The sequence below is a fragment of the Sulfuricurvum sp. genome, assembly GCF_049587615.1.
Taxonomy (GTDB): Bacteria; Campylobacterota; Campylobacteria; order Campylobacterales; family Sulfurimonadaceae; genus Sulfuricurvum.
This window is the reverse complement of the sequence record NZ_JBAVEF010000050.1, coordinates 95,897-114,585: the sequence shown is the minus strand read 5'-3', so window position 1 is coordinate 114,585 and position 18,689 is coordinate 95,897. Positions and strand designations below refer to the sequence as shown.

16 protein-coding genes, 1 tRNA gene and 1 pseudogene are annotated in these 18,689 nt (G+C 47.7%); 12 read left to right on the top strand and 6 right to left on the bottom strand.

Translation table 11 applies throughout. From position 1 onward, the window contains the following. Positions 1 to 18: 18 nt before the first annotated feature. From mnmH to WB308_RS09075, 5 genes are read left to right on the top strand one after another with little or no spacing between them, the layout of a single operon-like run. The gene (gene mnmH / locus WB308_RS09095) at positions 19 to 1,029 is read left to right on the top strand and encodes a tRNA 2-selenouridine(34) synthase MnmH (RefSeq protein ID WP_424190937.1); all 1,011 of its coding nucleotides are present in this window, start codon (positions 19 to 21) and stop codon (positions 1,027 to 1,029) included. Further along, positions 1,013 to 2,047 (top strand): selenide, water dikinase SelD, encoded by a 1,035-nt coding sequence (gene selD / locus WB308_RS09090; protein ID WP_424190936.1) that lies wholly within the window; start codon positions 1,013 to 1,015, stop codon positions 2,045 to 2,047. Before mnmH ends, selD begins: the two co-directional genes overlap by 17 nt. Before the next feature lie 4 nt (positions 2,048 to 2,051). Continuing rightward, on the top strand, positions 2,052 to 3,140 hold the full coding sequence (locus WB308_RS09085) for a transglutaminase-like domain-containing protein (protein ID WP_424190935.1): 1,089 nt from the start codon (positions 2,052 to 2,054) through the stop codon (positions 3,138 to 3,140). Next, a complete protein-coding gene (locus WB308_RS09080) occupies positions 3,140 to 3,751 on the top strand; it encodes a mercuric transporter MerT family protein (protein ID WP_424190934.1) in 612 nt (203 codons plus the stop codon). The genes WB308_RS09085 and WB308_RS09080 overlap by 1 nt, the downstream gene beginning before the upstream one ends. Beyond that, positions 3,739 to 4,005: a heavy-metal-associated domain-containing protein gene (locus WB308_RS09075; RefSeq protein WP_424190933.1), complete on the top strand. Its 267-nt coding sequence runs from the start codon at positions 3,739 to 3,741 to the stop codon at positions 4,003 to 4,005. Before WB308_RS09080 ends, WB308_RS09075 begins: the two co-directional genes overlap by 13 nt. 20 nt (positions 4,006 to 4,025) lie before the next feature. Here the strand turns inward: WB308_RS09075 and WB308_RS09070 are convergent, their stop codons facing one another. Continuing rightward, positions 4,026 to 6,617: an EAL domain-containing protein gene (locus WB308_RS09070; protein ID WP_424190932.1), complete on the bottom strand. Its 2,592-nt coding sequence runs from the start codon at positions 6,615 to 6,617 to the stop codon at positions 4,026 to 4,028. Continuing rightward, positions 6,614 to 7,519: a phosphate/phosphite/phosphonate ABC transporter substrate-binding protein gene (locus WB308_RS09065; protein ID WP_424190931.1), complete on the bottom strand. Its 906-nt coding sequence runs from the start codon at positions 7,517 to 7,519 to the stop codon at positions 6,614 to 6,616. Before WB308_RS09065 ends, WB308_RS09070 begins: the two co-directional genes overlap by 4 nt. A gap of 352 nt (positions 7,520 to 7,871) precedes the next feature. Here WB308_RS09065 and WB308_RS09060 point away from each other — a divergent pair. Both WB308_RS09060 and WB308_RS09055 read left to right on the top strand, forming a co-directional pair. Beyond that, positions 7,872 to 8,534 (top strand): annotated as a pseudogene (locus tag WB308_RS09060) (methyl-accepting chemotaxis protein); the annotation flags it as partial. Positions 8,535 to 8,564: 30 nt separating this feature from the next. After that, the gene (locus WB308_RS09055; RefSeq protein ID WP_424191021.1) at positions 8,565 to 8,987 is read left to right on the top strand and encodes a CZB domain-containing protein; all 423 of its coding nucleotides are present in this window, start codon (positions 8,565 to 8,567) and stop codon (positions 8,985 to 8,987) included. 127 nt (positions 8,988 to 9,114) lie between these two features. Here WB308_RS09055 and WB308_RS09050 read toward each other — a convergent pair. Both WB308_RS09050 and WB308_RS09045 read right to left on the bottom strand, forming a co-directional pair. Then, positions 9,115 to 9,202: transfer RNA gene (locus tag WB308_RS09050), tRNA-Ser, on the bottom strand. Between the two features lie 47 nt (positions 9,203 to 9,249). Continuing rightward, positions 9,250 to 9,687: a hypothetical protein gene (locus WB308_RS09045; RefSeq protein ID WP_424190930.1), complete on the bottom strand. Its 438-nt coding sequence runs from the start codon at positions 9,685 to 9,687 to the stop codon at positions 9,250 to 9,252. A gap of 231 nt (positions 9,688 to 9,918) precedes the next feature. On the opposite strand from WB308_RS09045, the gene WB308_RS09040 reads away from it, so the two are divergent. After that, the gene (locus WB308_RS09040; RefSeq protein ID WP_424190929.1) at positions 9,919 to 11,019 is read left to right on the top strand and encodes a deoxyguanosinetriphosphate triphosphohydrolase; all 1,101 of its coding nucleotides are present in this window, start codon (positions 9,919 to 9,921) and stop codon (positions 11,017 to 11,019) included. Positions 11,020 to 11,044: 25 nt separating this feature from the next. Here WB308_RS09040 and WB308_RS09035 read toward each other — a convergent pair whose 3' ends face one another. Further along, positions 11,045 to 11,800: a DUF481 domain-containing protein gene (locus WB308_RS09035; RefSeq protein ID WP_424190928.1), complete on the bottom strand. Its 756-nt coding sequence runs from the start codon at positions 11,798 to 11,800 to the stop codon at positions 11,045 to 11,047. A 102-nt stretch (positions 11,801 to 11,902) separates the two neighbouring features. Between WB308_RS09035 and WB308_RS09030 the strand changes: the two genes are divergently transcribed. Then, a complete protein-coding gene (locus tag WB308_RS09030) occupies positions 11,903 to 13,123 on the top strand; it encodes an NAD(P)/FAD-dependent oxidoreductase (protein ID WP_424190927.1) in 1,221 nt (406 codons plus the stop codon). Positions 13,124 to 13,260: 137 nt separating this feature from the next. Here WB308_RS09030 and typA read toward each other — a convergent pair whose 3' ends face one another. Then, on the bottom strand, positions 13,261 to 15,063 hold the full coding sequence (gene typA, locus WB308_RS09025; RefSeq protein WP_424190926.1) for a translational GTPase TypA: 1,803 nt from the start codon (positions 15,061 to 15,063) through the stop codon (positions 13,261 to 13,263). Between the two features lie 183 nt (positions 15,064 to 15,246). On the opposite strand from typA, the gene WB308_RS09020 reads away from it, so the two are divergent. From WB308_RS09020 to WB308_RS09010, 3 genes are read left to right on the top strand one after another with little or no spacing between them, the layout of a single operon-like run. Next, positions 15,247 to 16,647, top strand: a complete 1,401-nt coding sequence (locus WB308_RS09020; RefSeq protein WP_424190925.1) for a flagellar hook-length control protein FliK — start codon at positions 15,247 to 15,249, stop codon at positions 16,645 to 16,647. A 10-nt stretch (positions 16,648 to 16,657) separates the two neighbouring features. Next, positions 16,658 to 17,335 carry a flagellar hook capping FlgD N-terminal domain-containing protein gene (locus WB308_RS09015; protein ID WP_424190924.1) on the top strand — a complete coding sequence of 226 codons (678 nt, stop codon included), beginning with the start codon at positions 16,658 to 16,660 and terminating at the stop codon, positions 17,333 to 17,335. A gap of 2 nt (positions 17,336 to 17,337) precedes the next feature. After that, complete coding sequence (locus WB308_RS09010) at positions 17,338 to 18,678, top strand: flagellar hook-basal body complex protein (protein ID WP_424190923.1); 1,341 nt, start codon at positions 17,338 to 17,340, stop codon at positions 18,676 to 18,678. The last annotated feature ends 11 nt before the right edge of the window (positions 18,679 to 18,689 follow it).

Genomic DNA, 18,689 nt, shown 5'->3' with positions numbered 1-18,689 from the left:
TAAATGCTAGAATTTTGAATGATACAAACCATACCGATTGAAACCTTTTTAGAATCGTTTGACACCTACGATCTCATTATTGACGCACGAAGTCCGCACGAATACGACGAATCGCATATTCCGCTTGCCCAAAATTTTTATGCCCTTAATGACGAAGAACACCACGAAATCGGGACAATTTACAAACAAATTTCCCCTTTTGAAGCACGGGTCAAAGGGGCATCGTACGTCTGCTTGAATGCCGCTCGTCATATTCACGATATCTATCCGGCGTTCACCCCCAACTCCAGAATCGCTATTTATTGTGCCCGCGGCGGTATGCGATCTTCTTCTTTGGGAACCATCCTCTCCAACATAGGATACCGAATCGACCGTGTCACAGGCGGATATAAAGCGTATCGAACCTTTGTAACGAATTATCTGGAAAATCTCCCCTCCGTAAACTTTATAACCCTCTCAGGAAATACGGGGTGCGGCAAAAGCGACCTCCTCAACGAACTGGACAATGTGATCGATCTAGAAAAGATGGCCAACCACTACGGCTCCGTATTCGGCGATGTCAACGGCGCACAGCCGAGCCAAAAAGAGTTTCAAAATCGGCTGACCCATGCCCTCCTCGCTTTAAAACCTGAACAAAAGGGGTTTGTCGAAGCGGAGAGCAAACGGATCGGGAAAATCATGCTCCCCGCCCCTCTTTACAAGCAGATGGAATCAGGATTTCGTATTGAGATCACGGCTCCTCTGGAACAGCGGATAGAACGGATTATGCGGATGTACGATACGATGGATGAGCATTTTTTCAGAGAGCGGATGGAGCGGATTTCCCCCTACATCAGCCGAGAGGACAAAGCTTCCAGCATCGCCGCCTTCGAAAACGGTGATCTGGCTCGTGTTTCTGAGATATTGCTGACGCAGTATTACGACAAAGTCTACAAAGTGACGATCAAGCCCGACATGACCATCTATAACGATGACCACTCCAAAACGCTCGACATACTCAGAGGAATACAACGTGAACACCAGTGCTAAGCTGACAAAATTCGTCCGCGCTTCGGGATGCGCCGCCAAACTCTCCCCCGGCTCACTCGAAAACGTCACCTGCCATCTGAAATCGTTTCACAAAGATCTCCTCGTCGGATTTGAGGGGAATGAGGATGCGGGGGTTTATCGGATCCATGAAAGCCTCGCGATGGTACAGACGGTCGATTTCATCACCCCTGTGGTGGATGATCCCTTCATCTACGGTCAAATCGCGGCGGCGAACTCTCTGAGCGACGTCTTCGCAATGGGGGGAGATGCGAAAACCGCCCTCAATCTCGTCGGATTTGACGGCAAAAACCACCCTACTGAAGTGCTAACCGAGATTCTCAGAGGCGGGCAAAGCAAAGCGCAAGAGTGCGGTGCGGTAATCGTCGGCGGGCATACGATCGAAACCCCTGAGATGCTTTACGGTCTCTCATGCACCGGATTCGTCCATCCCGATAAAATCCTCCGCAACAATACGGTGCAGGAGGGGGATTTGATCGTCCTCACCAAACCGCTTGGACTGGGGATTCTGATCACCGCGATCAAAGCCGACCTCTTAGATGAGGCTACCGTGCTAAAAGTCGCGGAGACGATGCGCACCCTCAACTATAAAGCTTCCCTCATCGCACGGGAGTTCGATGCCCATGCGTGTACCGATGTGACGGGGTTCGGATTTCTGGGACATTTGGCGGAGATGAGCGGAGGGACAAAATCGATCGAGGTGGAGAGTTCCGCCGTCCCGTTTTTCGCCGAAGCGTTGCCGATGGCTTCGATGGGGATTATCCCTGCAGGAAGCTATGCCAACAAAGAGTATCTCGAATCCAAAGTACACTTCAAACGTGACGTCGGAGCCGATAGGGAGATGATCCTTTTTGACGCACAAACATCAGGGGGGCTTTTGATCGCTGCAACCCCTGAAAATGCCAAAAAAATTGCAATGCGATGTCTGAACGAGGGGATACCCGCAGCCATTGTCGCACAGGTTGTCGCCAAAACCGATACCGATATTATTGTAGGATAACACGATGCACCGACGCGAATTCATTAAAATTACCGCTGTTTCAGGGGCGATTTGCTTTACCCCCTCTTTTCTTAACGCCTCCTCAACGCCTCCTCTCAAAGAGGGGCTTGCGGTATATGAACTCCGCTGGAAATTTGATCTCTCCCACCACAGCGGTAAAGCGTGCGCACTATGGGTTCCCCTCCCCTGTGATATCAGCGGATTTCAGCACCTTATCGAGCTTGGAGATTCAACCGAGGCAGAGACCCATTTCGAGAGCGACCACAACCGTTACGGCGCCCGTACCTTTTATGCCCGTTGGGAAAAAAGTGCCCTGAGCAAAACCCTCGAACTCTCAATGACATTGGCATTACGAGACCGTCAATGTGACTTCCGTCCCAAACGGATCTGCCCTGAAACGCTCGAACAATCTCGCGAATTTTTAGCCCCGAGTGCCCATATCCCCACCGACGGAGCCGTTGCCAAAGTTGCCAAGAGCATCGTCGAAAATGAAAAAGACCCCCTCAAAAAAGCCCGAAAAATCTACGACTGGATTGTTGAGCATAGCTACCGCGATGAAAATGTCCACGGATGCGGTGTCGGAAGCCCCAATGCCATGCTGGCCCAACTCGAAAACGAAGGGCGTATGGGAGGGAAATGCCTCGATATGTCAGCACTCTGCGTTGCGCTGATGCGCGCTTCCCATATCCCCGCACGGGAAGTTATGGGGATTCGTGTCGGAGCCTCACGTCTCTCTCCGGCATTCGGAGCGGGCGAAGATATCACCAAAGCGCAACACTGCAAAGTGGAATTTTTTATCCCGAATATGGGGTGGATACCGTGCGATCCCGCCGACATCACCAAACTGGTACTGAAAGAGGGGATCGAGAAAACCTCACCCCGTGCCCGCGAGCTCGCCGACAAATTTTTCGGCTTTTGGGAAAACAACTGGATGGCACTCAACCACGCCCGCGACTTTGACCTCTACCCTGCCAATACCCAAGGCTCGCTCGACTCATTCGGCTACCCGTACGCCGAAGTGGAGGGCGAATACCTCGACCCCTTTGATCCGAAAAGCTATCGTTATACGATCCGCTCCGCAAAAGAGGCTTGATGATTCTCGACTGCCGTGATATGGATTGCCCGCGTCCCGTACTGGAGACGAAAAAAGCGCTGGATGCCCTCCCTGATGATGCGACCCTCACCGTAGAGGTCAACACCCTCAGCGGTCGGGAGAACTGCAAACGGTTCGCCCTCTCCCAGCACTGCACCTATACCGAAGAGGCACTCGAGGGGGGGGCGACACGACTCATTATCGTCAAAGGAAAGGGGTATGTCGGGCGTCCGGAAGAGGAGAATCCTGTCGATATTATGATGCAGCAGGAACGGCGCAGTGCCGTCCTCGTCCTCTCCGGAGCATTGATCACGGCGCTTCTTTCGGCCTCATGCTGCATCGTTCCGACCCTTTTTATGGTTTTCGGAATCTCTTTTGCCGGTATCCTCAATGTTGCCGCACTTGAAAGCTACCGATGGATTTTCACCTCTGCAGCGGTCGTGATGCTGAGTATCGGCTTTTACCGCATGGTGATCAAAAAGCAGATTGAATGCGATTGTGAGCCGAGCCTAACCTCTAAAATTCTGATAACCCTCTTTTGGGCCCTTTTCCTCCTCAGCCTTGCCGCACTCTTCTATCCCTACTATGAGGGGTGGATATGGGGAGAATAACACTGGGTTTGTTAGTGTTAGCCACCCTTACCTACGGACAGACATGGACCCTTCGGATCGGGGGGATGCACTGTATCGCCTGCACGTTAGCCGTCAAAAAAGCGCTGCTGAGTGTGCCGGGGGTCAAAGAGGCCAAGGTTAATTTTAAAAAGGAAACAGCAACGGTAACAACCGATGAGTCAGTAACCCTCCGAAGTTTGCAAGATGCCGTTTCACAGACGGGTTACAGCGCGATGCCGCTCACCCAAAAATAAACCGGATTTTGAGATGGCGCTTATACGCTTAATTTTTGGCTGTATTCTCTCAACAGCACCGTCATCTCCTCTGTTTTCATCGGCTTTCCATACAAATACCCTTGTATCTGCGGACATCCGTTTTCGGTTAAGAACTCTTTTTGCTCCAACGTCTCAACCCCTTCGGCGATAAGATTCAACCGCAGACTTTTCGACAACGCGATAATCGCCTGAACGATGGCAATATCCTCTTCATCATCGGGAAGATTACTGATAAACGACCGGTCGATTTTAAGCTTATCAACCGGAAGCCGTTTAAGATAGGCCAATGAGGAGTACCCTGTCCCGAAATCATCGATGGCGAGTGTAATTCCCATCTCGCTGATCTGCTGAAGGACTTTGATCGCCTGTTCGGGGTTTTCCATGATCTCCCCCTCGGTTACCTCCAGTTCGATCCATTCGCTCACACACCCCGTTTCATTCAGCATCGTGCTCAGCATCGTTATAAAATCATCCTGCCGAAGCTGTTTAATCGTTAAATTCAACGCGAGAATTCCGGGGTTCAGCCCTCCATCCATCCACGCTTTCAACTGCGTCATCGCACTGCGCATCACGAAACGGTCGATCGGAATGATGAGTCCCGTCTCTACCGCCAAGGGGAGAAATTTAACCGGAGGAATCATCCCCAATTCAGGATGTTCCCACCGTATCAGCGCCTCCATTCCGATCAGTTTTCCGCTCATTCCGTCGACCTGCGGCTGATAATAGACATGAAACTCCTGATGTTCCAATGCCCGACGCAAATTCGCTTCCAAAGCCACCCGCTCATACGCCCGCACCGTCATATCTTCCGTATAAAACCGATAGCTGTTTCGCCCTTCATTTTTGGCTTTATACATCGCGGCATCGGCATTACGCAGCAAAGTTTCAGGAGTGTCTCCGTCTGAGGGAAAGATACTGATACCGATACTGCTGGTCACATAGAGCTCATGCTTGTCTATGCAGATGGGGTGCTGGAGCATCTCCACCAGCTTTTCGGCAACCACACTCACCTTTTGAATATCTTCCAATGAATCGATAATCAGACAAAATTCATCTCCCCCCAGCCGAGCGATCGTATCCACATTGCGAAACTGGGTTTCTATCAACCTGGCAACATGGACCAAAACATAATCCCCGACCAAATGCCCGAGCGAGTCATTGATCTCTTTAAAGTGATCCAGATCAAGAAATAACACCGCCACATTCTGATCATTACGACGTGCATGCCGGATCGATTGATCCAACCGATCGAGTAACAGCCTGCGGTTAGGAAGCTCGGTCAACTCATCATGATCTGCGCGATACGCCAAACGCTCTTCGACCTTTTTACGCCGTTCCATCTCCAGCGCCAATGAAATCGTACTCCCCATGGCGATCGCAAAGTCCTGCTCTTCGGGCTGCCACACTTTTGGGGTATCGAGATGTTCATGGCACACGACTCCAACCACTTTCCCTTCCTGAAGAATCGGAATGTCCAGCATGGACAAAATCCCCTGCGGCTTGAGATAATTCTCTGTAAAATCAGACGTTCGAGGATCATTTTGCGCATCATTGGCGACGATCACCTCCCCTCGCTGCAGCGCTGCAAAATAATGGGGAAACTCCTCTTGATGCAGCACGGACCCTTCCGTGTGTTCCCCTTCGGCTTTACAATAAAGATCATCGCACACGAGCATCGATCCATCGGATGTCATATGCCAAATACTGACCCGTTCGATCTCCAGGGTCTCTGCCGCTATTTCCGTTGCTTTGCGAATCGCCGTTTTGGCGTCTTGATAATCCAGTTTAGCCCATTCAAGGAGTGCTTTTTGGTAGCGCTGACTTTGCAGCAAACGGGTTTTACCCATCTGCGCAAGATTGCTCACGTGCGCTTTGATTGAATCGACCATGACCCGGAATCCCTGCTCCATGATGGCGATTTCATCCGATCCCTTTTCCGTGGGAAGATTGACCTCAAAATTCTTTTGGGCTATCTGCGTCGCCGCTTCCGAGAGCCTCGTAATACGAAAGGTCATTTTTCGTACAACAGCCCAGGCCAACAAAACCCCAATGATAATCGCCAATACGACATACACCATCCCGCTTTGTATCAAAATTTTCAGTTCACGCGTCATGGAGGCGTCACTCATCACAATACGGCAATATCCGATAACCTGGCCATCGAGTTTAACCACCTGCATCGTATCGATTAGCCCTTCGTGCTTTTGCTGATACGCTTCTACGCCGCTTTTCTCCAGATTCCGAGCCATTGACTCACTTGCCGGATCGACGAGGGTTTGATTCAGATACTCTTCCGGATAGGCCGCGCGAATGCGCCCGGTCGTATCCATCACGAAAATCATCGAAACATCGGGGAGGCTTCGGACATCATCCAGCAAATCTTCAAGTGCCGACAAATCGTTATTTTGCAACGCTAAGGCCGCATTGGAAGCGAGCAAAGAACTCAAAGAATACCCGTTTTGGGAAAGCTGTTTTTCCATAAACCGATGCTGTCGTTCTACCAAATCATACGCCACCAATCCCATCAACACCGCATGGATGAAGAAAATAGTGACCAAAAGTCTCCCGCGTATCGTCTGAAAAGGGTTCATTGAATTTTTCCTAATGCGGATTCATAATGGTGTAAAAATACCCTTACGGGTTCGAATGTTTTATCTTCCGCCTTCTCAAACCCTTCCAAGCCTGCCTGCTCGAGAAGCGCACGCCCCTGAGGAGTAGTGTTCAACGCCATTAGTAGTGATGCCACTTTAGCGGCCAATACCGGATCGACGTCTGAACGAACCGAAAGGGCATTGTTCAATAACGGTTCGGTCTCCCAAACAATCTCCATCTCTGCCGCCTTTGTCGGATTCTCGTTTTTCCATTTTTCCCATGCCGGAGGCCATGTTGCCGTGATCAGCGAATCCTTGGTATAGGTGTTGAGAATCGCCGAAAAATGGGATCCGACATAATAGGGGACCATATCACGATGCACATCGATACCGTGCTCCCATAAAAAATACTTTGGCATGATGGCTCCGGCGAGCGCGGTAGGGGCAGAAAAAGCGATCACTTTTCCGTGTAATTGTTCAAAACGTGTTATGTGCGCATCTTTACGGGAAATCAAAATCCCCCGAAAAAGGGTATCGTTTTTCATTTTTGCGATCGGACGGTAACCGTATTCAAAACTGATAACACTTTGATAAGGGTTGGAGAGGGCGAAATGAAACTCACGCTGGCGAACCCGTTTTTCATATTCGACAAAATCTTTGGATGTTGCGAGATCGAATTTTACGCCGTCGATATTGCGTTCAAGATAATTGAGAATCGGGCGGTAAGCAACAAACATCTCCTTGCTGCTTACAAAGGCGTTGATTCCGATAACGTAGTTTTTATTTTCTTTGAAAACACCTACGGGGCGGTACTCGGTATTGGATTCATTGACATGGTCACATCCGCTAAAAGCAACCAGCATTAGAGACATTGCCGCCCAAAACTTTACCAACTGCCCCATCATCCCTCATTGTTTTCATAAATTATCTTCGTAGCGCGATAAAAATTATCCTTTATTCGAAGGTATTGTACTCAAATTCGTAAAAAGTTCGTCGGAAGAAACGACAGAAATTCAAATATTTAAGCTATAGCTTTCTTTGACCGCCAAAAAGGTATCGTATCGTAGGTATGGCACTCAATAGTTTTAGCATTGTCAAACCGTATACCTAACAAGACGATATACTTCGAATGCTTCAAATAGAAACTGTCGTATCGTTTTATCGGTTATTCTTTAAAAAAAAATCACTAAAAAGTCATAATTTAATCCGTAACATTGTAATCTACGAATAATTTAAAATTCAAAGGTTTATTTAATGTTTTTCGGATGTAAGTACAAAGAGGAAGATATTGCACCACTTCACACAAAAATTGCTGAATTGGAAAAAGACAATAGCAATCTACACGATGAAATCAACAGACTGCGCCAAGAAAATACGCAGCTCAAAAACAACGCCGTTATGTTTGATCTCATCCATAATCTCACAGAGACACTAACAGGAGCGTGTCAATACGATTTATCTTTACTCCAAAAAGATCTTGCGGATAATGTTAATCATCTAGAGGAAATTGAAATACTCAATAAAAGCAATCGCACCAATGCGATAGAGATCAATGAGGAAATCGTTGAAATCCTTCAAATTCAACAGCAGCTTGTCGGAAATATTACCGAAAACTATGGATCGGTCGGCCAACTCAATGATGGAGTAGGTTCGATTGGACAAGTTATTGATCTCATTAAAGACATCTCTGATCAGACAAATTTATTAGCTTTAAACGCTGCTATTGAAGCGGCTCGGGCCGGTGAGCACGGTCGAGGTTTTGCAGTCGTAGCGGATGAAGTACGAAAACTCGCAGAGCGTACTCAAAAAGCAACCGCGGAAGTCGCCATGAGTGTACAAAGCCTCAAGCAAAATGCTACAGAAATTCATGAACGCTCAAACATAATGGAATCTATTTCGTCGAGATCAACCAATAAACTTGAACAATTCCGCGCTACTCTCATAGATTTGGGACAACGTGCAGAAGAGATCGAAAAAGATTCTACTAATGTTTTGTACTCTGTCTTTATTGTCCTTGTAAAATTAGATCACTTGCTCTTTAAAGCTAACGGATACAAAAGTGTCTTTAACCTCAAAGTTGAAAGTGAATTTGCCGATCACCATCACTGCCGTCTTGGCAAATGGGCTACAGGCGGAAAAGGGTCGCAAATCTTTGGGCATACCCCGAGTTTTAGAAAACTCGAATCTCCGCATAAATTGGTGCACGATAATATTATCGCAGCGGTAAACTGCGTAACAGCCGGTACCTGTGCAGAAGAGTCTAAAAACGTGATGACGTACTTTCAAGATGCGGAACGTGCGAGTCGCGAAGTGATTAATACGCTCAATGCAATGCTAATGGAAGACAAACAAATAAGAGCTAGAGGGTAGATAACCCTCAAGTGTTTGAGGGGCAGTTTAATCAATCGATTGATATTTAAGGTGTTAATGCGAGGGCACTATAATGTCACTGGAAGTTTTTTAAGTCTCTGAAAGTACGGTAAATAGGGAGATTGTATGGCGGACAGCTAGGGGTTCGAACCCTAGATAGGTTGCCCTATACACGCGTTCCAGGCGTGCGCCTTCGACCACTCGGCCAGCTGTCCATCTTAAGAAAGAGCAGAATTCTACCCAATAAGGCTTTGGGTTACCCTTAAAGATCATAACGATTGGTGGACGGTATTTTACGTGCTTGCTCTTTCTTCCAACGGTTGCTGATATATTTGAGCCATGCTAAAAAAATCCCGATCAAAATTAAAGCCGCACACACTTCATACCCGATTGCCCAAATCACAAAGAAAGAAGCTAAATTAAACTGCAAAAAGTACTCATAACTGGCTTTGGCAACCAATAAAAATAAAAACAGCAATCCCGCGAAATAGGGAATGGTTAGAATGTATAGGGCAACAACAATACCCTCATATCCTTCCGGTGATAAAACGAAATCACGATAATCGTGGGATTTTTTAAAAAAACCCTCTTCCATTTGACGCCGCGTTTTAAGATTTTCCTGCTGATATGTTTTAGCATTTTCCCGCGCATTCTCCACGATTAATGTTGAATGGAGGTGGTGTTCTGTATTCTCATCCATCTTTGCCCGCCTTAACGCGTGATCATTAATTATATCTTGTTTTATAAAAATGTTTCAAAATAGGTGAAAAGAATTGCGTAGCAGTAAAAATCATAGTAAACCGAAACACGAAGGAGGAGTGTTTCGGCCAAACTATCGAAGGAGAATCGAAACACCATTGTAGAAAAGAAGTGTTAATTTAGTGTAAAGAGTCACGATATAATGGTACAACACAATCACAAAAGGGTTTTCGTGCTTCCTCATCAACGTTTTTATCCCATCAGTGACGACTTTAGATCCCCCTACGCCCGGGACCGAGACCGTATCATCCATTCGGGAAGTTTTCGGCGGCTTGAATACAAAACACAGGTTTTTTTAAATTCTCAAGGCGATTTTTTCCGGACACGTCTCACCCACAGCATCGAGGTGAGCCAAATCGCCCGTTCGATTGCATCCCATTTGGGATTAGAGGAATCGCTTGCCGAAAGTATCGCCCTTTCCCACGATTTGGGACATACCCCTTTTGGACACATCGGCGGGGATACCCTCGATGAGTGTTTGCGGGAACGGGGATTTGCAAGCGGCTTTGAACATAACTTTCAGAGTTTCCGCGTCGTTACCAAACTCGAACAGCGTTATAAAGCGTTTTTGGGTCTCAACCTCACCTATGCGACACTGGAGGGTATTTTAAAACACTCCTATCCCTATAACAAACCGTTTTTACCTGAAAGTATCCGCGATGCCTTCGCTCTCGACACCCATCCCAGCATCGAAGCGATGATCGTCGACCGTGCCGATGAAATCGCCTATATCAGCCATGACATCGATGATGGTGTGGCCTCCGGATTGATCACCTTTGAGACACTCAAATCCAGTGAACTCATCCAAACCGTTCTGCAAAATGTATACGAGGAAGGGATACACGAAGATGAGGATGAGATGTTCCGTTACCGTTTCAGCTCCCATCTCATCAACCATTTGGTCTATTCCCTATTGGAATATTCGCGCGACAAAATCGATAACAGCCGTGTGTTAGCTTCAGTTATCCCGGCATCCGAACCGATCGTCATCGGATTTGAGCCATCACTCGAAACGCAAATCAAAAAGCTCAAAAAGATCTTGTTTAAAGAACTCTATCAGCACAAACAGATCGTCCGTAAAATGTTTTCCGGCAAGCAGGCGATTATCGGATTGTTCAATGCCCTGATGGAAGAGCCGAAAATGCTGCCCCGCTATTATCTGGAACAGTGCGAACGACGTAACCCCCATCGGGTGATCAGCGACTATATTGCGAGTATGTCGGACCGCTATGCGATGGAGCTGTATAACGAATTGTACGGGAGAGAGGGGTAAATGGGCGTGTCCCCCTCGATCAAAATTAAAACTCCCATAACAAATTGGTTAGGAAAGTTGTATCTTTTTTTTCAACGCCGATCGGCGGGCGGCTGTCGTAGAGGTATTTTGCCAGCAGTGTGAGGCTGAGCTTTCCGTAAACGGGGACGATCAGCTCAGCGGTCTGTGACGTGACGTAATCACCACTGTCTGCGATCAGCGGCTGATAATAGCCGATGTAGCTGAGTTTTGAACCAACCGAAAAGCTTTTGGTATAGGCGACGTAGCTATTGAGGCGTTTGTTCGCTTCATGGGGGTTGATCAGGGGGTGGGAATAGTCGATCCTCTCAAAAAAACCGCCGATCCCCGCATATCCCTTTCCCCACTCCTCTGAGTTGAAAAAGCGCCAGCGCACCCCTGCACCGGCAAGGGAACGTTCATTGATATCCTTGAAATCATCTTGTTCGGACTGGAGGAACAGCTCTGCACACCAATCCCCTCCATCCAAAGCGTGAATCGTGCGAAGATGGCCATACATTTTCTCCTCATTCTTCGTTCCGCTGTTTTCACCGTAATTGTAGGTGAAGGTACCCCACGCCAGATACTCTTTCCCCTGATCGTATTGCACTCTAAGACCGAGAACATACTCTTTTTTATCCGTATTGCCACTTTTCGAGCTGAGCGATCCCGAGACATTGCCGCTCAAACCCGGATGTGAACCGATATCGACCGGGGCAATGGTGACCAACGCGAAAAGCGGTGTCGACATCAACAAGGGAAGGAGGAGGAGAAAAAAGCGCAATCATATCCTTTGATACCAATATACATGTGGAATTATAGCGACCCTTTTTAAAACTCAGACACCCTTAGCATTTCCATTGCTCCAGACTGATACAATACGGCCATGAAAAAGATAGCGATTATCGGTGGCGGTGCGGCAGGACTCATGGCGGGACTTTTTGCTTCACGCGCAGGAGCAAACGTCACAATATACGAACATAACAATAGCGTGGGAAAAAAGATACTCGCATCAGGCAACGGACGGTGCAATATCATCAACACGACTGCCTCGTCAGAAGACTATGCGGGTAATGATCCTCAGTTCGCCACCTATGCCCTCAAACAACTAAATTTTCACTATTTTGAGAAATTCTGCCACTCTATCGGACTGTTACTCGATATCAAAGACGACGGCAGATGTTATCCCCTCTCTAATGAAGCCAAATCGGTATTGATCGCCCTCAAAAGTGCCGTGAGTGATGCAGGGGTCAGCATTATCACCGATTTCAAAGTAACCGCAATTACCAAAAATGACTCCCATTTTAGTGTCCAAACCGAACATGACAAACAAAGCTATAACAAGATTTTAATCGCCACAGGGAGTGAAGCGGCTCCGCAACTCGGTGCAACGGCAGATGGCTACTGTTTTGCCCGTGCATTCGGACATGAGATTATCCCAACCTACCCAAGTCTCGTACAACTCCATCTAAACTCTAAAAATCACCATAAAATGGCGGGTGTTAAAACGACGGCGGAAGTCACCCTCATCATCGACGGCAAAAGTAACACAAAAGTAACAGGAGACATCCTCTTTACTGCGTACGGGATTTCAGGATTAGCGATCCTCGACGTCAGCCAACGCGCTTCCCATGCTCTAATGAACAAACAACGCGTTAGCATTTCCCTCAATCTCCTCCCGCGCTATGATAGAGGAGAACTTGTGAGTGTCATCGAAAAGCTATTCGCTTCCGTCGCTCGACATGATATTCATACCGCCCTCTGCGGACTACTCCCCACAAAAATAATCACCTATCTCCTCGAAGATGCCGCTGTTCCACAAAACACAACCGTATCCTCTCTCAATCCAAAAGAGATCAAAAAACTCGCTCACTTGATCGGTGAATGGAGATTTGAAGTGACCGATACCCACGGGTTCAAACATGCCGAAGTGAGTGGCGGCGGAGTCTCTACGGCACAGATCAATAACAAAACGATGGAATCAAAACGGGTTGATGGGCTCTATTTTGCAGGTGAAGTTTTGGATATCGTCGGAAAGCGCGGCGGTTATAATTTTAATTTTGCATGGGCTAGCGGAATGATTGCGGGTCGTGAGATGGCGAAATAATCAAATCAATAATGCCCTCACACCACACCCAGAGCAAGGTCGCTCGCCGCAGGGCGAAGCGTACCGCCAGCGTTCTGGTGTGAGGGCGATTTTCTTTTGGATACTTTTCTTATGAAAAAGAAAAGTATCGGAAGAGATTATTTTTTCGCGTAACGCTTACGATCGGTAGGATCCAACCAACGTTTACGGATACGGATACTAAGAGGAGTTACTTCAAGAAGCTCATCGTCTTCAATCCATTCAAGAGCACGCTCAAGATTCATTTCGCGTGGCGGAACCAATTTAATCGCTTCGTCTGCTCCTGATGAACGGACGTTTGATTGCGCTTTCCCTTTGATCGGGTTAACATCAAGGTCGTTTGAACGGCTGTGCTCACCGATAATCATCCCTTTGTACACTTTCGTTTGAGGCGCTGTGAAAAGGACACCGCGATCTTGAAGGTTGAACAATGAGTACGCAAGTGCAACACCGTCTTCCATAGAGATCAATGCTCCGTACTGGCGGCTCTCAACACTTCCGGTATAAGGGCGGAATTCCAAGAATGAGTGGTTCATAACCCCTTCACCCTTCGTATCGGTCAAGAACTGACCACGGAAACCGATCAAACCACGTGCAGGGATTTCGAACTCTACGCGGGTAAAGCCCTCACCCATCGGTACCATCGCTGTCATTTCCGCTTTACGGCGGCCAAGACGCTCGATGATCGTACCGGCGAAATCAGCCGGAAGGTCAACAACGAGGTGCTCGAACGGTTCACATTTGACCCCTTCGATTTCACGAACGATAACTTCAGGACGTCCGATACCAAACTCGAAGCCCTCACGACGCATATTTTCAGCCAAAATCGTGATTTGAAGCTCACCACGACCGGAAACTTTAAATTTCCCTTCGCCGATGGTTTCATAACGCATTGCAACGTTGGTGTTCATCTCAGCATCAAGACGCTCACGGATTTTGTTTGAGGTAACGTGTTTACCCTCTTGTCCTGCAAGCGGAGAGTCATTAACCGAGAAAACAACGGTCAAGGTAGGCTCTTCGATGTGCATCGGGTCAAGTGGCATCGGGTTAGTAGGGTCACAGATGGTATCTCCGACGTCAACGGTTTCAATACCGGCAACGGCGACGATGTCACCCGCTTCCGCGGTTTGGATCTCCATACGGTTAAGACCCATGAATCCGATCAATTTAGAGATTTTCCCTTTGACCATTTCCCCATCGGCTTTTGCAAGGAGGATATTATCCCCTTTTGAGATGCGTCCGTTGAAAATACGGGCAATACCGATTTTACCGACATAGTTATCGTAATCGAGAGTGAATACTTGTAACTGAGTCGGGTTTTCTGCATCACCGGTAGGCTCAGGTACTTTTTCCAAAATGGTGTTGAACATACAAGTGAAATCACCGTCCGGCTCAGACATATCCATTTTCGCGATACCGTCACGCGCCGCAGCGTAGATGATCGGGAAGTCAAGCTGATCTTCCGTCGCATCCATCGCAACGAAAAGGTCGAATACTTCATCGACTACACGCTCAGGATCAGCGGATGGTTTGTCAATTTTGTTAATAACAACGATGGGTTTAATTCCAAGGCCCAACATTTTTTTAACAACGAATTTGGTTTGAGGCATAACACCCTCATAGGCATCAACGAGGATCAACGCACCGTCAACCATTTTCAAAACACGTTCAACTTCTCCACCGAAGTCGGCGTGGCCCGGAGTGTCGATAATGTTAATTTTATGGTCACCATAACGGATCGCCGTATTTTTAGAAAGAATGGTAATCCCACGCTCTTTTTCAAGGGCATTAGAGTCCATCGCTCTTTCATTTACTTGTTCGTGGCTTCCGAACGTTCCGGATTGTTTGAGCAATCCGTCAACTAGGGTCGTTTTACCATGGTCAACGTGGGCGATGACGGCAATATTACGAATTTTTTGCACTGAGTATCCTTGTAGGTAGGCAATAATTTTCGCGGATTATATCTTATTTAAGGTTAAGGAAATGTTAAGCAGATTGAAGAGTGTTACCGTTTGATTACTTTTTTTAAGTGGAATATTTTTTGCTTTACTTAACTACTTTAACAAAGAGAGCGGATTATTGTACGCTCGTCATAAGGATCGTTCATGATCATTCAAAACAAAGATGCCCAGACGAAAACGTCGCTCATCGATTTATTAGGGGGGGATTCCAAAAAGGGACCCTCTACCAAATCAAATGATCTGTTTTCCAAACTTTTAAACTCTTTTGGGATGCAAACCAAAGACGATGAGGGAAAAATCGTAAAATCGAATGATTTTAAAGCGATCATCGATCCTAAAAACAGCTCCGTCAAAAATAGTGATAGTAAGGCATCTCCCCACAAAGAGCTTCAATCCCTTTTAACCGGCAGTAGCGATAAAGAATCGGCGCTTGTCTCTAATGAGCTCCTCAATAGTCTATCCCATGATCAGGTACGCACGCTCATCAATCGGGCAAAAGAGTACCTAAAAAATGGGATTACGGCAAAAAATCCCGAATACCAAGTCGACGAAAAACCGCTTCCGAAAACATTGGCAGGACTCATTAAATTAGCGGAAAAGTTAGGATTAGAGCCGCAGTCCATTACCCTCTCTGCCGTTGTAAATGACCCCGAAGAGAAAGCTTCATTGACTCCCGAACTGCTCTCCAAGCCCCTTTTAGAAGCCAAAGCGCTTGCCGCCCTTCCCGCGATGATTCACGAAGAATCCCCCGTAGAAGCGATTACGCAACTGTTCAACGAACTCAAAAACAAAGAGCAAAAAAAGGTAAAAACAGATTCCACGGAGATTTCAACACACGAAACATCCGGTAAATCAGAACCTCAGCCGCTAAAAGCGCTCCTCCAAACTCTGGAAAAGCGGGAAATGGCAGCGAATCTTGTTTCACTTTCCGAAACGACCAATACGCCGGAAGCGAAACCCGTTTCCACCGCAGCTGCTAATATCAAAACCGATACCCTTATCGCTCTTTTGCAAGGGACGAATGAGAACAAAGAGGCTCCATCCGAAACCACGAATGTATTAAAAAGCGAAGGGGACTCTGCTAAAAGTGTCCATCTTCCGAAAGCCGATTCGCTCGAAGTAAAGTCTAAAGAGGCGCAGCAAAGCATGCGCCTTTTCGCGAGTGATCTCAAAGAGGCCGTACAAGAGTACAAACCCCCTTTTACCCGTCTCACCATGAAACTTAATCCCGAAAAACTGGGAGAAGTTGAAGTAACCTTAATTCAACGCGGCAACAATGTCCACGTCAATATCCAATCAAATAACACGAACAGTGTCGCCTTTTTGGCACACAATGCCACGGAGCTCAAAGCCCAACTTGCCAGTCAGGGAATTACCAATGCCACCATGAACTTTATGTCCGGAGGAGAAGGGCAAAGCAATCCGCAATCCCAGCAGCAAGAACAGCGGCACAATCACTTCCGCTCTTACCCGTCGTTTGAAGAACTCGACCTAAACGAAGAGCAAGTATCGGCTCTTGAAATCATTATTCCGCATTACGCGTAAGGAGAATATTATGGCAATCGACGCATACGGCAACACTTTAGGAGCAACCTCTGCTACGACAACGGCTTCTACCAGTACGACTAATCCTAACAGTATTCTCGGGAAAGATGATTTCCTGAAATTACTCCTTTTGGAACTCAAATACCAAGACCCGACCGCCCCGATGGACAGTGAGAAAATTTTGACCCAAACGTCGCAACTGGCAACCCTGGAATCGACGGAAAAAACGAATAAAGCGCTTGAAACGCTCGCGGCTTCACTCAGTGCATCCATGCAATACTCCGGTATTGCCGCAATCGGTAAGATCGCCGATACGGGGAGCAATGCCGTCATCAAAGAAAAAGGGGCCAATACTGAGTTTGAACTCTATTTTCCGCATGATGTCGCTACCGGGAACATCAATATCCTCGATAACAACGGAAATGTATTGCGAACGATGGCGATCGGCGCTACCGATGCCGGCATTGCACACTACACATGGGACGGCAAAAACAACAGCGGCGTAGAACTCGACGAAGGGATTTACTATGTTGAGTCGGCCTATACCAAAACCGACGGAACATCTGCTACCGCACGGGTAGGACTCTATCCGATCGAATCGATCAAATTTGACAGCGGCAAAACCTATGCCAAACTCGGATCTAGCTATGTCGATTTCAGTACGATCAAAGAAGTGGTGGGCAACTAACCATGACACAAGGATACTACGCAGGGATTACGGGGATTCAAACCCATCAATTCGGATTGGACGTCATTGCAGACAACCTCGCCAATACCTCCACTACTGCCTATAAAAGTACGTCAACGGAGTTTTCCGATCTTTTTAGCCGGGCGCTGACCAGCAGTAATGCCTCTACCCCGACTTCTGACGACATCGGTTATGGGGTGCAATTGCAAGCGACCACGTTCCAAATGGAACAAGGAGCCTTCATCCCTTCCGACAGGTTTAGCGATTTGGCGATCGAAGGGAACGGATGGTTCGGTGTCACCTCCGGAGATCAGCACTATTTTACCCGTGACGGTCATTTCATCTTTGATACCTATCAGCAAATACCCGCAGATGTAAACTCCTCTTCCGCACGGCTGATAACACCGGACGGAAAATATGTGGCGGGAACCATGCTCACCAATTTTGCCTATGACGCAGCCTATGATTACGGGGACACCCTAAGCAACGGTACTCCGGGTGCCTATGTTCTGAATAATCCGAGCAGCGATGCTCCCTTGTCCGGAGTCAATGCGCAGGGACAACTGGAGTTTCCAGCCCGCCTAGCATATCCCGCAGAAGCGACCACCCTAACCCAATTTTCCGGAAATCTCGGCTTAGACAATGAAGTACGTTCCATGAATGCCGATATCATCGATGCAGCCGGTGAACACAACCGCCTCAAACTGACGTTTACCCAAAGTGCGACCCAGCCCTCTATTGGAACGGCATGGGATATGGTAGCTACGGTCACCTCTCATGATGAAAGCATCGTCTACGACACCCAAAACGGTCAGGCACTCTTCGGAGGGTTTGGAGAATTGATTAGTTTTACCATCCCCTCGGTCAACAACAACGGAAGCATGGTCGCCATCGATTTGGGAAGCAACTACAACGGTGTGGTCTCGGTTGACAATCTCGGCATCAGCGGCGCATCGCAATCCGATGGCCTCGATGAGGGGTCTTTAATCAAGTATGGCATCAATTCCGACGGGGTGATTATCGCCGATTTCTCCAATGGGCGCCAAAGTGCCATCGGTCGGGTAGCGGTCTACCATTTCCAAAATGACCAGGGGCTGAACCGTGAGGGGGGAACCTATTATCGTGAAAGTGCCGATAGCGGAAAGCCCCTCTTTTGGAGTGATGCTGATGGCAATGCGACGACGGGAGCGACCGTTCGAAGCGGGAGTCTGGAGGCTTCTAACGTCCGCTCGGAGGTTGGGCTTACCGATATGATTATCATGCAGCGTGCCTATCAGGCCAACTCCAAGACCATTACAACGGTAGATGAAATGATCCAAAAAGCGCTGCAAATGCACCGATAATGAAACGGATT